The 14,922-nt window shown below is 61.1% G+C and carries 12 protein-coding genes and 1 pseudogene; 6 read left to right on the top strand and 7 right to left on the bottom strand.

Translation table 11 applies throughout. The annotated features are described in order from the left end of the window. A partial coding sequence (locus tag ABR948_RS00815) for a TRAP transporter large permease (protein WP_428113299.1) occupies positions 1-1,206 on the top strand: 1,206 nt, incomplete at its 5' end. A gap of 86 nt (positions 1,207-1,292) precedes the next feature. Here ABR948_RS00815 and ABR948_RS00820 read toward each other — a convergent pair. The 4 genes from ABR948_RS00820 to ABR948_RS00835 form a co-directional block, all read right to left on the bottom strand. Continuing rightward, the gene (locus ABR948_RS00820) at positions 1,293-2,381 is read right to left on the bottom strand and encodes a TRAP transporter substrate-binding protein (RefSeq protein WP_428113301.1); all 1,089 of its coding nucleotides are present in this window, start codon (positions 2,379-2,381) and stop codon (positions 1,293-1,295) included. Positions 2,382-2,540: 159 nt separating this feature from the next. Next, positions 2,541-3,629 (bottom strand): TRAP transporter substrate-binding protein, encoded by a 1,089-nt coding sequence (locus ABR948_RS00825; RefSeq protein ID WP_428113303.1) that lies wholly within the window; start codon positions 3,627-3,629, stop codon positions 2,541-2,543. Between the two features lie 184 nt (positions 3,630-3,813). Then, entirely contained in the window at positions 3,814-4,947 is a 1,134-nt protein-coding gene (locus tag ABR948_RS00830) for an Mrp/NBP35 family ATP-binding protein (RefSeq protein ID WP_428113305.1), read from the bottom strand. A 216-nt stretch (positions 4,948-5,163) separates the two neighbouring features. Beyond that, the gene (locus ABR948_RS00835) at positions 5,164-5,598 is read right to left on the bottom strand and encodes a VOC family protein (RefSeq protein ID WP_428113307.1); all 435 of its coding nucleotides are present in this window, start codon (positions 5,596-5,598) and stop codon (positions 5,164-5,166) included. 225 nt (positions 5,599-5,823) lie between these two features. On the opposite strand from ABR948_RS00835, the gene ABR948_RS00840 reads away from it, so the two are divergent. Next, positions 5,824-6,693 (top strand): NAD(P)-dependent oxidoreductase, encoded by an 870-nt coding sequence (locus ABR948_RS00840; RefSeq protein ID WP_428113309.1) that lies wholly within the window; start codon positions 5,824-5,826, stop codon positions 6,691-6,693. An 84-nt stretch (positions 6,694-6,777) separates the two neighbouring features. On the opposite strand, the gene ABR948_RS00845 is transcribed toward ABR948_RS00840, so the two are convergent. After that, positions 6,778-7,602 (bottom strand): dienelactone hydrolase family protein, encoded by an 825-nt coding sequence (locus ABR948_RS00845; protein ID WP_428113311.1) that lies wholly within the window; start codon positions 7,600-7,602, stop codon positions 6,778-6,780. Between the two features lie 17 nt (positions 7,603-7,619). Here ABR948_RS00845 and ABR948_RS00850 point away from each other — a divergent pair, with 17 nt between their 5' ends. The 4 genes and pseudogenes from ABR948_RS00850 (at position 7,620) to ABR948_RS00865 (ending at position 11,134) form a co-directional block, all read left to right on the top strand. Beyond that, positions 7,620-8,645, top strand: a complete 1,026-nt coding sequence (locus tag ABR948_RS00850) for a GlxA family transcriptional regulator (protein WP_428113313.1) — start codon at positions 7,620-7,622, stop codon at positions 8,643-8,645. A 147-nt stretch (positions 8,646-8,792) separates the two neighbouring features. Further along, positions 8,793-10,327 (top strand): annotated as a pseudogene (locus ABR948_RS00855) (sensor histidine kinase). A 44-nt stretch (positions 10,328-10,371) separates the two neighbouring features. Next, positions 10,372-10,581, top strand: a complete 210-nt coding sequence (locus ABR948_RS00860; protein ID WP_428113315.1) for a DUF1289 domain-containing protein — start codon at positions 10,372-10,374, stop codon at positions 10,579-10,581. 40 nt (positions 10,582-10,621) lie between these two features. Beyond that, positions 10,622-11,134: a TIGR02281 family clan AA aspartic protease gene (locus ABR948_RS00865; protein ID WP_428113317.1), complete on the top strand. Its 513-nt coding sequence runs from the start codon at positions 10,622-10,624 to the stop codon at positions 11,132-11,134. 11 nt (positions 11,135-11,145) lie between these two features. Here ABR948_RS00865 and dusA read toward each other — a convergent pair whose 3' ends face one another. After that, complete coding sequence (gene dusA, locus ABR948_RS00870) at positions 11,146-12,135, bottom strand: tRNA dihydrouridine(20/20a) synthase DusA (protein ID WP_428113318.1); 990 nt, start codon at positions 12,133-12,135, stop codon at positions 11,146-11,148. Positions 12,136-12,255: 120 nt separating this feature from the next. Next, on the bottom strand, positions 12,256-14,823 hold the full coding sequence (locus ABR948_RS00875) for a TOTE conflict system archaeo-eukaryotic primase domain-containing protein (protein ID WP_428113319.1): 2,568 nt from the start codon (positions 14,821-14,823) through the stop codon (positions 12,256-12,258). Positions 14,824-14,922: the final 99 nt, after the last annotated feature.

The following is a 14,922-nucleotide window of genomic DNA, read 5'->3' on the forward strand; positions in this document are numbered from 1 at the left end:
TCGATGCCGGTGATGATCCGCTATGGCTACAACATGCGCTACATCACCGGCGTGCTGGCGGCGTCCGGCACCATCACCCAATTGGTACCGCCGTCGCTGGTGCTGATCGTGCTGGCCGACCAGCTCGGCAAATCCGTCGGCGACATGTATCTGGGCGCCTGGGGCCCCTCGATTTTCCAGATCATGCTGTTCGCCGGCTACACGTTCGTGCTCGGCATTTTCAAGCCCGACTATCTGCCGCCGGTGCCGAAGACCGAATTGACGCTGACCGGCTGGCCGCTGTGGCGCAAATGCCTGAAGGGCATTATCCCCTCGGCGGTGCTGATCTTCGTCGTGCTCGGCACCATGATGATGGGTCTGGCGACGCCGACCGAGGCCGGCGCCATGGGCGCGGTCGGCGCCATCGTGCTGGCGGCGATCCACAGCAAGGATTTCAGCACCACCGGCCGCAAGGTCCTGATCGCAGGCGTGATCGCCGGCGGAATCGGCACCATGATCGGAATCTTCGCGACCGAAGGACTCATTTTCAAACTGGCGTTCGCCATCACCTATCTCGCCGTGGTCTGGATCTGCCTCGAGGCGGTGCGGATTCCCGAACTGCGCGACCTGATCAAGCAGGGTTACGAGACCACCATGCGCATCACCACGATGGTGGTGTTCATCCTGATCGGCTCGACCTGTTTTTCGGTGGTGTTCCTCGGCGTCTCCGGCGGGGTGTGGCTGGAGCATCTCTTGACCTCCCTGCCCGGCGGCGTCTGGGGATTCCTGATCTTCATCAACCTGTTCATCTTTTTCCTGGCGTTCTTTCTCGATTTCTTCGAGATCGCCTTCATCATCCTGCCGATGATCGCGCCGATCGCGCAGAAAATCCTGACGCCGGTCGTGGGTCCCGATGCCGCGCTGATCTGGTTCGGGGTCATGCTGTGCGTCAACATGCAGACGTCGTTCATGCATCCGCCGTTCGGATTTGCCCTGTTCTATCTGCGCGGCGTCGCGCCGAAGGAAGTCAAGAGCTCCGACATCTATTGGGGCGCGCTGCCATGGGTGGGATTGCAGGCGATCATGGTCGTCCTCGTGATCGCGTTCCCGATCACGGTGACCGGTTTGCTCGACAAGCCTGTCAACGTCGATCTGAACTCGATCAAGATCGACGTTCCGCAGGTCGAGCTGCCGCCGCTCGACTTCGGGCCTCCGGCCAAGCCATAGCGTCCGTATTGCCGACAGCAAAACTCCCGAAGCTTCGCTCCGGGAGTTTTGTGTTTGTTGGACTGAACCGAATGACCCGGGGGTGATCAGCTCTGCGAGTGCCGGGCCATGAAGCTGTCGTAACCGACCTCGGCGACCTGGAACCACTGATAGCCGTTGTTCGAGAAGGCGGTCATCGAGTCATACACCTTCTTGAAATTGGCGTTGGTCGCGGCGACCTCGGCATGCAATTCCTTGGCGGCCTTGAAGCTCGCTTCCATGATCTGCGGCGAGAACGCGTGCAGCTTGGTGCCGCCGGCAAGCAGTTTGCGCAGCGCCGCCGGATTCACGGCGTCGTATTTGGCCATCATCCAGTTGTTGGCATAATGACCGGCCTGCTCGAGCACGCTCTGATAATATTTCGGCAGCGTATTCCACTTGTCCAGGTTGACCATGGCCAGCAGCATCGGCCCACCCTCCCACCAGCCGGGATAATAGTAGTGAGGCGCGACCTTGTAGAGGCCGAGCTTCTCGTCGTCATACGGCCCGACCCATTCGGCGGCATCGATCGTGCCTTTTTCCAGCGCGGGATAGATGTCGCCACCGGCCAGCTGCTGCGGCACGCAGCCGAGCTTCTGCATCACGCGTCCGGCAAAGCCACCGATGCGGAATTTCAGTCCCTGCAGATCGTCGACGGTATTGATCTCCTTGCGGAAGAAGCCCCCCATCTGACAGCCGGTGTTGCCCGCAAGCAGGGAGGTGACGTTGTAGCTCTTGTAAAACTCGTTGAGGACCTCCTTGCCGCCGCCAAGCATGTACCAGGCCTGGTTGAGACGCATGTTGGGTCCGAACGGAACCGACGAACCAAAGGTAAACGTCGGATCCTTGCCGAAGTAATAGTAGGACGCGGTATGCCCGAGTTCGACGGTGCCGTTTTGCACGGCGTCGAGCACCTGCAAGCCCGGCACGATTTCGCCGGCGGCAAAGGTCTGGATCTGGAATTTGTTGTCGGTGGCTTCGCCGACCATCCTGGCCATCTCGACGGCGCCGCCGTGCAGCGTATCGAGCGATTTCGGCCAGCTGGTGGTCATGCGCCATTTGATCTCCGGCATCGATTGCGCAATCGCCGGCGCGGCCATGGCAGTGGCGCCCGCGACGCCTATTCCGGTGACCTTGATAAAGTCTCGACGCTTCATTGAGCTTTCCCCCTGTGATGGTGTCAGTCAGCCTTCGTGTCGAGGCTTTCGCCCAGCATGGAACATCCAGTTCGGGATTTCCATGATGAACTGGGGTATCGCAACGCAAAAAGCCCGGCCTCATGAGGCCGGGCTTGCGATTTTGCACTTCAGCGACGATCAGCCGCGGGTGCGCGAGCGGATCATGAAGCTGTCGAAGGTGTATTCGGCGACCTGCCACCACAGATACTGATCGGAGCGATAGGCCTGCATCGCGTCGATGGATTTCTTGAAGTCGGCGTTCTTCGCGGAAATCTCTGCCCACAATTCATTGCTCGCCTTCAGGCACGCTTCCAGCACTTCATTGGTGAAGGGACGCAGCTGCGTGCCGCCGGCGACCAGACGTTTCAACGCCGTCGGATTCTGCATGTCATAACGCGCCGCCATCCAGGTATTCGCGTTTGCGCACGCGTTGCTGACGATGGCCTGATAGCTCTTCGGCAGCGAATTCCACTTCTCGAGATTGCAGAACGCATGCACGGTCGGGCCGCCTTCCCAGAAGCCGGGATAATAATAATATTTGGCGACCTTCTGAAAACCGAGCTTCTCGTCGTCATACGGTCCGACCCATTCGGCCGCGTCGATGGTTCCCTTTTCAAGCGCGGGGTAGATGTCGCCGCCGGCGAGCTGCTGCGGCACCACGCCGACCTTTTGCAGCACCTGCCCGGCAATTCCGCCGATGCGAAACTTCAGTCCGGAGAGATCGGCGACGGTCTTGATCTCCTTGCGGAACCAGCCGCCCATCTGGGTGCCGGTATTGCCGCAGGGGAAACCGATCAAACCGAATTTCTTGAAGAACTCGTTGCCGAGCTCCATGCCGCCGCCCTGATACCACCAGGAATTCTGCATGCGCGCATTAAGGCCGAACGGCACCGAGGAATAGATCGCGAATGTCGGATCCTTGCCGACGTAATAATACGAGACGGTGTGGCTCATCTCGATGGTGCCGTTGGAGGTCGCATCAAGCGCCTGCAGGCCCGGAACGATTTCGCCGGCGGAAAACACCTGGATCTGAAACTTGTTGTCGGTCATTTCGGCGACGTATTTGGAAAACTCCAGCGAAGCACCGAACAGCGTGTCGAGCGACTTCGGGAAACTGGAAGTCATGCGCCACTTGATCTCGGGCGAGGATTGGGCAATGGCCGGCGAGGCCACGGTGCCGAGTGCGGCACCGGCTGCTGAAACTTTCAAAAAATCACGACGCTTCATTAAGGCATCTCCTTGTTGGGCGTGTTTCCCATATTTCCTGGAGCATTTCTCTCGGCGAACGATTTCCACGCTGCCCGAACACGCTCTGCCGGGCGGCTTTAACACGGAAGTAACGCCTACGAAAACGCGACCAAGGCATGACGGCGCCGATTAAACGAAAGTCGCATATGACCGGAAGGCCGGTTCAGGCTGCGGCGATGGCGCCCTGCAGCTGATCGCGGACCTTGGCACCGATCGCCCGGTAAATCGCCGCGTGCGGCCCATTCGGCTCGCTTTCGACCACGGGCGTCCCGGAATCGGACGTGGCACGGATCGACATGTGCAGCGGAATTTCGCCCAAAAACGGCACCGCAAGGCGCTCGGCCTCATGCCGCGCGCCGCCGTGGCCGAAAATGTCCGATTGTGTGCCGCAATGCGGGCACTGGAAATAACTCATATTCTCGATGATGCCGAGTACCGGCACGTTGACCTTCTTGAACATCGCGAGCCCGCGCCGCGCATCGATCAGGGAAAGATCCTGCGGCGTCGAAACTATGATGGCTCCCTTGAGCGGCACATTCTGCGCCAGCGTCAGCTGCGCATCGCCGGTGCCGGGGGGCATATCGACCACGAGGACGTCGAGCGTGCCCCACGCCACGTCCCGCAGCATCTGGGTGATGGCCGACATCACCATCGGCCCGCGCCAGATCATCGCGGTTTCCTCCTCGACCAAAAAACCGATCGACATGATCGCGAGACCGAAACGCTGGATCGGAATCATCTTCTTGTCGTCGTTGAGCTGCGGCTTCTCGCGAATGCCGGTCAGCCGCGGCACCGAGGGTCCGTAGATGTCGGCGTCGAGCAGGCCGACGCGCAGACCGAGATCGCGCAGGCCGAGCGCCAGATTGAGCGCGGTGGTCGACTTTCCGACACCGCCCTTGCCGGAAGCGACCGCGATGACGGCGGCAATGCCGGGGATTTCCGACTGCTTCGACATCGGCGATGCCGGACTTTGCGGCGGCCGGTGCGCCGAGACGTTCTGTACCCCGTGGCTGTGACGATGCGGCGCCGGCGGCGGCGCAGCGGGACCCGCCTTGCGTTCGGCGGTCAGCGCGATCATGGCCATGGTGACGCCGGGAATGGCGCGCACGGCCGCTTCGGCCGCGGCCCGCACAGTTTCCCAGGCGCGGGCCTCGGTGGCCTCGACATTGATCGAGAAAAACACCTTGCCGTCATTGGCGGTGATGGCCGAGAGCACGCCGGCATTGGTCAAGGCGACGCCGCGCGGCGTCGCCACCTTGGCCAATGCATCGATAACCTGTTGCTGCGTAACGCTCACGGCGCATCTCCTGAGAGCCTGACTGAAAAAGCATCCAACAGAATTGGGCTTTCTAACTGAGCTCGTCATGCCCGGCCTTGTGCCGGGCATCCACGTCTTAGCTTCACTCAAGCAAGAAAGGCGTGGATGGCCGGGACGAGCCCGGCCATGACGAAAAAGCGAATGCGACCCATAGAGCGATCCCGGTCAAAAGGCCACCCAAAGGCTACCTAAAGACTACCTCCTGCCGACATCATCCGCGCGCTCGGAGGGCGCCGAGCCCCCGCTTTGCTCCTTGGCGGCCTCATAATTCAATTCGATCATGACGCCATTGGGGTCATTGACGAAGATCTGCCAGAGATCGCCGCCGGGAACCTGCCGCGAGTCGAATGCCATCCCCTTGGACTGCAGCCGCTGCTTCATGCCGGCAAAGTCGCGGCTGGCGAAGGCGACATGGTGGACAACGCCGGAATCCGGCTTCTGATGCTCGTCGGTCGGCGAAATATCGACCAGATGGACCACCGGCTTGCCTTCGCTGTACATCCATGCCCCGGGAAAGGCGAAGTTCGGCCGGTCGCCGTTTTTCAGCCCCAAAATCTCCTCGTAGAACCGCACGGTTTCGGTGAGCTTGCGGGTCCGGATATTGAAATGATCGAGCACGCCAACGCTCATAGGGTCACTCCCTTTTTTGTGTTTGAATTCGGGATATCGGTGCCCCCATCCTAGCATAAAACCATGCCCGCCCGCCAAACGCGGGCGTTGCCCTTCATGGCGCAGGGGTTATTGTGCGCCGGATTCAAAGCGGAGCCGGTCTCGAGCACCGAACCAGCCCACCGCCCTCCTCCACCATACGGTCCGGCCGATTCCATGCGCCGGCGAAACCCCAGGGTTGTACACATGGCTAAAGTCGCTTTTCTCGGTCTCGGCGTGATGGGTTTCCCCATGGCAGGACATCTGGTGGCCAAAGGCGGCCACGAGGTGACGGTATTCAACCGGACGCCGGCCAAAGCCAAGGCATGGGCTGAGAAATTCGGCGGCAAGACCGCCGCCACGCCGAAGGCCGCCGCCGAAGGCCAGGATTTCGTGATGGCCTGCGTCGGCAACGACCACGATTTGCGGGCGATCACGATCGGCGCTGATGGCGCGTTCGCCGGCATGAAGAAAGGCGCGACCTTCGTCGACCACACCACCGCCTCAGCCGAGGTCGCGCGTGAACTCGACGCCGCCGCCACCAAACTGGACTTCAAATTCATCGACGCGCCGGTATCCGGCGGCCAGGCCGGTGCGGAAAACGGGGCCCTGACCGTGATGTGCGGCGGCAGCGAGGAAGCTTATGCCGGTGCCGAGCCCGTGATCGCCGCCTATGCAAGAATGTGCAAGCGGCTCGGCGCGGCGGGCTCGGGCCAGCTGACCAAAATGGTCAACCAGATCTGCATCGCGGGTCTGGTCCAGGGCCTTTCGGAAGGCATTCATTTCGCCAAGAAATCAGGGCTCGACGTCGCCGCCGTGATCGACACCATCTCGAAGGGCGCCGCCCAGTCCTGGCAGATGGAGAACCGCTACAAGACCATGAACGACGGCAAATATGATTTCGGCTTCGCGGTCGAATGGATGCGCAAGGATCTGTCGATTTGTCTGGCCGAATCCCGCCGCAACGGCGCCAGCCTGCCGGTCACCGCACTGGTCGATGCATTCTATGCGGAAGTCGAGAAGATGGGCGGCAAGCGCTGGGACACCTCCAGCCTGCTGGCGCGGCTGCAACGCTGACGCTTTCGAGGGCCATCGCTGACAACGAGGCGAGCCGGACGGCTCGCCCCGTGTGCTGGTGCGTGGCCTACGCCTCTGCCGGGGCTAGCTGGGAGGAGTGAGACGCCTGACGAAGAAGGAAAGGATCTCGTCGCGCGCGGCGACGGTCGGTTGGCCCGCCTCGTCGATCAGATGGGCGGTCACAACACTGTGCGGGCAGTTCACGTGGCGCGAAAAGAACGGTGCCGTGTCGGTATTGGCCGCACTGTCTGGAAGTACCCGGCCGATGAAACGCTCGCCAAGCGCTTGCGCATAGGCCGCGAAGCGCTGAGCCATGCAGAACCTGTCGCCCTCGAAGCGATAGGCCATCACGGTCAGGTCGTCCCGCTCGAGCCGCTCGCGGACTGCCTTGATCTCGTCAGCAGCCATTTCGATGCCGGCCGGATTGTTCAGCGGCAGTGAGGGTTGCGAGAGCACCGGCGCCAGCACCGACCGTTCCAGCATCATCGTCAGCGCAAAATTTCCCGTGAAGCACATTCCGATGGCGCCGACACCCGGACCACCGCACTCTTGGTGCGCAAATCTCGCCAGCGAACGGAGCCACTTCGTCACCGGGCTGGATTCATTTGCGGCCAGGGCGCGGAACTCGGCGCTCACACAGGCTCGCTGAAAGACGGCAGCGCCCTCCTCCGCGCCCGGAACCGCACCGTCGCGGCCGAACAGCGACGGCATGTAGACGGTGAATCCGGCATCCCGAACCCAGCGGGCGAAACGCGCGACGTGCGGGCTGATGCCCGGCATCTCGGTCATCACGATAACAGCAGGTCCCGCGCCGGCGACATGCACCGCCTTGGTGACGCCGTCGAGCGAAATTTCGCGGCGCTTGAAATCCTCAAGCGGATCGTCCTGCTTCATGGACCGCTTCGGCATCAGCGTATCTCCTCGAGGTGTCGGTTCCGCGTCGGCGCTTTCATGCGCCAATCATTGCGGTTTCCGTCGATCGGTCTATTGTCAAAAATGACATTTATCAGGCATTTTTTGACATGATCAGGGTTACGGTTGTCGAGATCGAGGGCTGCATGGCATCCAGCGCAGCCATCACCTACGACGTGATCGCGACCGCCAACCGCATCAGCGCAGCGGCGAAGCGCGCTTTGCCGTTCAACGTCACTACGGTGCGCTGCGGTCCGCGCCGGAACCGCGCGCAGTTGCGCGGCACTGAACTCGCCATCGTCCCCGGTCTCGGAACCTGGTCGGCGGACGAACTGGACCGGAAATTGAAGAGCCCCGCCTGCCGGCGTGCGGGCGAGATGCTGGTTGAAGCGTTCGAGTCCGGCGCCGCGCTCGCCGCATCATGCGCGAGCACATTCTTGCTGGCGGAAGCGAAATTGCTGGACGGTCGGCGGGCGACCACGACATGGTGGCTCGCGCCGCTGTTTCGTCGCCGCTATCCGCAGGTCGACTTGACCGACCGGATGGTGGTGGCTGATTGGCCGATCGCAACCGGTGGCGCCGCGATGGCACAGATGGATCTGATGCTCGCGATCGTGGACCGGTTTGCCGGGCCGCGACTGGCCAAGGCCTGCGCCAACTACCTTCTGCTGGACGAGCGACGTTCTCAGGCGCCTTTTATGGCAATAAGCCATTTAGCCGGCCAGCACCCCAAGATCGCCAAAGCTGAAAAATGGGTGCGCGACAATATCGCCCGTGACTTTGCGATGGAGGAGCTCGCCGAGGCCGTCGCCCTGGCTCCGCGCACGTTTGCCCGCCGGATCGCCGCGACCTGCGGTGTCTCACCTATTCAGTTCGTTCAGCGGATCAGAGTTGAGACAGCGCGATATCTGCTGGAGACCACGCGTCTGTCCGTCGAGGAAATAGCCCGACAGGTGGGATATGCGGAACCTTCCACCCTTCGCCGGTTGATGAGGCGGAATACGAAGCATTCGCCCGGGTACTTCCGTCCCATAACCTGAGCGCGCTCGAAGCGAGCCCGCCAGAGGTTAATTTAACTAATCATTAACGTGATTCTTTAGCCCTTTAAGTCAGCTCTTAAGGATTTAGCGCCACAGATAGACGATGCAAAAGCTCGCCCTGTCGGCGGGCGGGATTTGTGTTGTTTGATGAGTAAATCCGCCGAAAAGCCCGAGGTTGTGCAGCTTCCGGCTGACCCACCGGTCGCAGTGCCGGCCGGCAACCGCCGCGCCGCCGCGCAACGGGTGCGCGAGGCCCGCGATCGGTTAACGTCGACCAGCGGAACCCGCCCGGCTTTCGATCGCGAACTGGTCCGGCAATATGCCCAAACGCGCTTGTCGGCGTCCTACGTCATCATGCTGCTGGTGGTGGCAACCGGGCTATTGTTCGGCTTCTGGCGGCAGCCGGTGTCGGCCGCGGCGTGGACCTGCGGCATGCTCTGCATTCACGCCGTCATCATCCGCAACTGCTCCAGGTTCCTCGCCGAACCGGCCTCGCTGACCGCGACGCGCAAATGGCGAAGGCGATTTATCCTGCTCGACCTGCTTTACGGCCTGTGCTGGATGACGATCCTGATCCACCCCGCCAGCCTCGATATCATCTCGAACACGCTGATGATGTTCCTGGTGCTGCTGGTGATCGCGGTATCGACCATGCTCGCGGCCAGCCTGCCGATCGCAGCCCTTGCGGCCACCGCTCCGGTGGCGTCGGGGATTGCCGCGAGCTTTGTGCTGAGCGGCACGTTCGACAATTATGTGCTGGCGGTGCTGGCGCTGGCCGCCGAAGGCTATTTTGCATTGCTCGCCCATCGCCTGCATTCGACGACGCTGGCGACGCTCGAGGCGCGCGCCGAAAAGGATGCGCTGATTGGCGAGCTCGAGCAGGCGAAATCGATTTCCGACGAGGCCCGGCATCGCGCGGAATCCGCCAATGTCGCGAAGTCGCGGTTTCTGGCACAAATGAGTCACGAACTGCGCACGCCGCTCAACGCCATCCTCGGATTTTCCGAAGTGATGAAAAGCGAAATCTTCGGCGCTCACGCCGTACCGGTCTACAAGGAATATTCCGCCGATATTCACAATTCGGGCGTCCATCTGCTCAATCTCATCAATGAAATTCTCGACCTGTCCCGGATCGAGGCCGGCAGGTATGAACTCAACGAAGAAGCCGTGTCGCTGGTGCATGTGGTCGCCGACTGCCATCATTTGCTGAAGCTGCGCGCCTCCAGCCGCGGCATCACCATAATCTGTTGTCGAACTCGATCAAGTTCACCCCGCAAAGCGGAGAGATCTGGTTGAAGGTGGGATGGACCGCGTCCGGCGGACAATATCTGAGCGTCAAGGATACCGGCTCCGGCATTGCCGAGAACGAAATTCCGATCGTGCTGGCCTCGTTCGGTCAGGGCTCCAACTCGATCAAATCCGCCGAGCAAGGCGCCGGCCTCGGGCTTCCGATCGCAAAAAGCCTGATCGACATGCATGGCGGCACATTCACGCTGAAGTCGAAGCTTCGCATCGGTACCGAAGTGATCGTTACCTTCCCGCCGGAGCGCGTGATGTCAGCGCTGGCGCCCATGGCCGAGGAAGCGCCGCCGCTGCAACCGGAAACCGCAAGTGCCGCGCCAACCGACGACAAGCAGCGGCCTCGCCACAAGCCAATCATGAGCGCGGGGACCGGATTGTAACCGAGACCTTGCGCAAGCGCGCCAAACCATTTCACACTCCGACGATGAGCACAGAAACGCCGTGTATCGCAGTCTGCATGATCGATCCCAGAACCAGCCTCTGTTTCGGCTGTGGCCGCACGCTGCCGGAGATCGCGCGCTGGCACCGGATGGAAAGCCCGGAGCGGCAGACGGTGATGGCGCAACTGCCGGCGCGGATGGCCGAGGCCGGACTGGTTCAGCCCGCGCCCGCGGCCGGCCCCAAGCCCGATTGACCGATACCCGATTGACCAACATTTGCACGCGAGGCCCGCTGTGAGCCGCATCCTGCTAGTCGTGCTGGTACTGCTGGCGACCGCCGGCGCCGTGGTCGCCTATGGCGATCCGACCCGGATTGCGCGGGCCAGCGACACCGTCTCGGAATTGCTGCGCCGGCGGGCGGCGGCGCCGGTGCGCGCCGTGCAAATCTCGCGCGGTCAGGGCGGTGAGTTCGCGCTGCAGGCCAAAATCAACGGCGTCAACGCCCCGATGGTGATCGACACCGGTGCGACTGCGGTGGTGCTGACCTATGAAACCGCCAAGGCTGCCGGCCTGCCGCTGGAACTGCTCGAATACGACGTCGATGTCGAGACCGCCGGCGGGCACACCAAGGCGGCGCGGCTGACGCTCGACCGCCTCGCCGTCGGCAAACTGGTCGAGCGGTCCGTGCCGGCACTAGTGGTGCCGCACGGACAGATGAAAACCAATCTGCTCGGCATGAGCTTCCTGGACCGGATGGAAAGCTGGGAAGTCCGCGCCGACCGGCTGATGCTGCGCGGCTATCCCTGAAAATTATCCGGTCACGCCGCGATCGACGCCGCGACAGGGTCCTCGACCCGCGCGATCGCATCGCGCAACACATCGACGCCGGCACCTGGCCTGACGCCGTTCTCGGCGAGGTGGCGGCGGAAGGCGCGCGCACCGGGCACGCCATGAAACGCGCCAACGAAATGCCGCGTGATCGAATGCAGCCGCGTGCCCTGCGCGAGCTCGCTTTCGATATAAGGCATCATCGCTTCCAGTACGTCTTTCATGGTCGCGTGCGGCGCCGCCTCGCCGAACAGGTCGGGATCGACGCGCAGCAAGCGCCATGGTTCCTGATAGGCCGCGCGCCCGAGCATCGCGCCATCGACGTAAGCCAGATGCTGCTTGGCTTCAGCGACGCCCGCGATACCGCCATTGATGACGACGGGCACGCCGGGCAAAGTGGCCTTCAGGCGATAGACCCTGTCGTAGTCGAGCGGCGGGATGTCGCGGTTTTCCTTGGGCGACAATCCATTGAGCCAGGCTTTGCGGGCATGAACGATCAGCGTATCCGCACCGGCGGCGATGACGCCCCGCGCCAGCGCATCCAGCGCCGTTTCCGGATCCTGATCGTCGATGCCGATCCGGCACTTGACGGTGACCGGAATCTGCACGGCGCGCTTCATGGCATCGATACATCTGGCGACAAGCGCCGGCTCCGCCATCAGGCAGGCGCCAAAGCGGCCGTCCTTGACCCGATCCGACGGGCAGCCGACATTCAGATTGACTTCGTCGTAGCCGACATCCTCGCCGATTTTCGCAGCCGCCGCGAGATCACGCGGATCCGAGCCGCCAAGCTGGAGCGCCACCGGATGCTCGCTTGCATCGAAACCAAGCAGCCGCCGGCGATCGCCGTGAAGAATGGCGCCGGTCGTCAGCATCTCCGTGTAAAGCCGCGCCCGCCGCGTCATCAGGCGATGGAAGACGCGGCAATGCCGGTCGGTCCAGTCCATCATGGGTGCAATGGCAAAACTTATGTCTAACATGTTGTTTTCACTATAATTTATCAGCTTTGCGATCCAATCGATCTTGATCCGGCGGACAATCTAATGTGCCAGAGCTAAAGCATTTTCCTTTCTTTTCAAAGGCTCCATCCCATCACGGGATTATTTTGATTTATTTCGACCTTGCCCGGCACTGCGGGCAGCACCAAAATGCCTTTGCTGTGCCGCGCCCCGCCAGAGTGTTTTGGCTATTGCCCAACTACGCCAGGGTGTTATCGCCCGACCGGAAAACAAATCGCGCGTACCCAATACCTTATAGCCGATTGCTTGATAGCCAAGGCGGCGTTTCGCGGCCATGCGGGCGAGGACCGGCACCCTCATGTCGGCATAGTCATAAATGATCACCTCGCGCTTGGCGTCGTTGAGGCGATGTAACCGGCCGGCATACTGAGCGAGGGTGCCTTTCCAAGCAATTGGCATGGTAAGAAAAAGGGTATCGAGGCGGGAATCATCGAAACCCTCGCCGAGGTAACGTCCGGTCGCGACGATGACACGTTCCTCGGCGTGGGGAATTGCCGCGAGCCGCGCGGCGATGTCGCGGCGCTGCTTCTCACTTTGGCCACCGCGCAATACGACTACATGCCTAGCGAAATGCTCAAGACGCTTTGCAATGGTCTCCAAATGGGCGGTACGCTCGGTTATCACGACGGGTGAGCGGCCCGCCTCCAAAGCACACAAGACGTCATCGAATATCAAATCATTGCGCGCTTCATCATCGACCAACTCCTTGAGAACATCCTGAATGGCAGGAGCAGGAGTGCCCAATGTGGCTTGAAGTTGGAAACTGGTATCTCTGATCCGCACTACGTGATCAAATGGGCGCTTGGCCGCCTCGGTTCGTGCATCTACGCGGTGGCGAACGGGACCACATTGCATAACAATGATCGGGTGATGTCCGTCTTTTCGCGTAACCGTTGCTGACAGACCGAGGATGTAGCGAGCTTTGCTGCGGCGCGCGACGAGTTCAAAGCTTACCGCCGACAAATGGTGGCATTCATCGACAACGAGATGCCCATAATTGCCGACGATATCATCGACTTCTCCCTTGCGAACCAGGCTCTGAATCAGGGCGACGTCAACCAGACCTTTCGGTTTGCGACGACCGCCGCCGATCATGCCGATCGCGTCACGCGGCATAGTCGAGAACGTCGTGAGCCTCTCGATCCATTGATCCATCAACTGACGACGGTGAACAAGGATCAATGTATTACGTCCACGCTCGGCCATCATCCGGATGGCCAGGATCGTCTTGCCGAACGCCGTCGTTGCGGCGAGCACGCCGGTATCATGCGGCAATAGGGCTGTGATCGCGCTTTCCTGATCGGAGCGCAATGAGCCAGTAAAGGCAAGTGGGATCGCCTCACCGGAAAAGCGGCAATCTTCGATTGTTACTGTAATTCCAAGTGACGCAAGCAGATCTAGCGCTGCGTCGCGGCACCCGCGAGGTAGCGCAACGTGATGGCTGGTCAGCTCCGCGCAAGAGATGATCCGAGGTTTGTCGTGGGTCGATCGACGCATAGCTTGCGCGGCGTAAAATTCGGGATTTTGGAACGCGGCAAGGCGAATAAGACGCGCGATCAACGAGGGTGGCAGCGCGAGACGCGGGAGGTAGATCTGGTCCGCCTGTACGACAGTGATCGCACTTGGTAATGGCTCCCGGATTGACGGCGGCGCCTGCCGCCGCGACGGCGGGGCAAGCCACGGTTCTTCGTCCTCGTCGACGAGTGGAATACGCACGCCGAGAATCTTTCCAGATGCACTTGCTTCCTCGACCAGATGTTCCACCTCGACCCGCGGCATAGGTCCAATCGCGGAAAGGAAGGCCCACTGATCCAGATACGGCGAACAAGATTCGTCGATGAACTCGCTGTTGCCAGAACTTCGCGCGAGCCCCTGTAGAGGCAACGCAATCAGATTACCGAAGCCACCCCCTGGCATTGAATCCTGACTGGGAAAAAACCGATCGTAGGATCCGAACCCGATATCGGGGACGCGTTCCATCGTGTCTGTAATCAGGAAGGCTCCGAGCCGGCGCGCCAACGCCGCCGGAATCGGCTCGTCGAAAAAAATCCAGGCGTGAGCCCCATTTCCGGATCTAGACCGTTCAATAGCAACAGGTATTTTATGAAGCTCGCAAGAGTCTCTGAAAGCGAAGGCATCTCTTCGCCAATCCCCTTCGTCGAAATCTGCGGCCAAGAACGAACAGGTATTGTCGGCAAGCATCGGATAGACGCCCATCACAAACGTAGCGCCGTTCGCGTCGGTCCCGCGCAGATGACGTTCGATTGACGCATCATCGACGGCCAGGAATGCCTGATTTGGGCATGCCGAACATTTTATTTTCGGTTTTTCACAAACCCCACGCTGCCATTCATTCGCACAGGCGGGTGCGTAGCCGCTGCGCCCCGTCGTACGATTCTCCCAACGGATGGGGAAGACATCTGAGCGGCCGCGGAAAAGTCGGCGAAACAGAGCAATCTTCTGTTTGATTGTCGAATTCCGGTCAATGGGGTTCCCGACTTTTGCCGAAGGCACCACCTTGATAGCCGCGGTCCCCTCGCTTTGCGCCGACCGCAGACTGTTGATCTCGGCAACGATCTCCGCGCGCCCGCGATCCAGCTCCGCGAGCCGGGCCATGAGTTCAGTAATTCTGGCGTCTGTTTGGTTCATCTTGAAGATCGTCGCGCGACAATGTTCATTCTCCCGACGGCGATCCGGAATGTAGCGACTTAACTCACAGATCGCTAATCGCCGTTGGCCGGCCAGGCG

Source organism: Bradyrhizobium sp. (assembly GCF_050014615.1).
GTDB lineage: Bacteria > Pseudomonadota > Alphaproteobacteria > Rhizobiales > Xanthobacteraceae > Bradyrhizobium.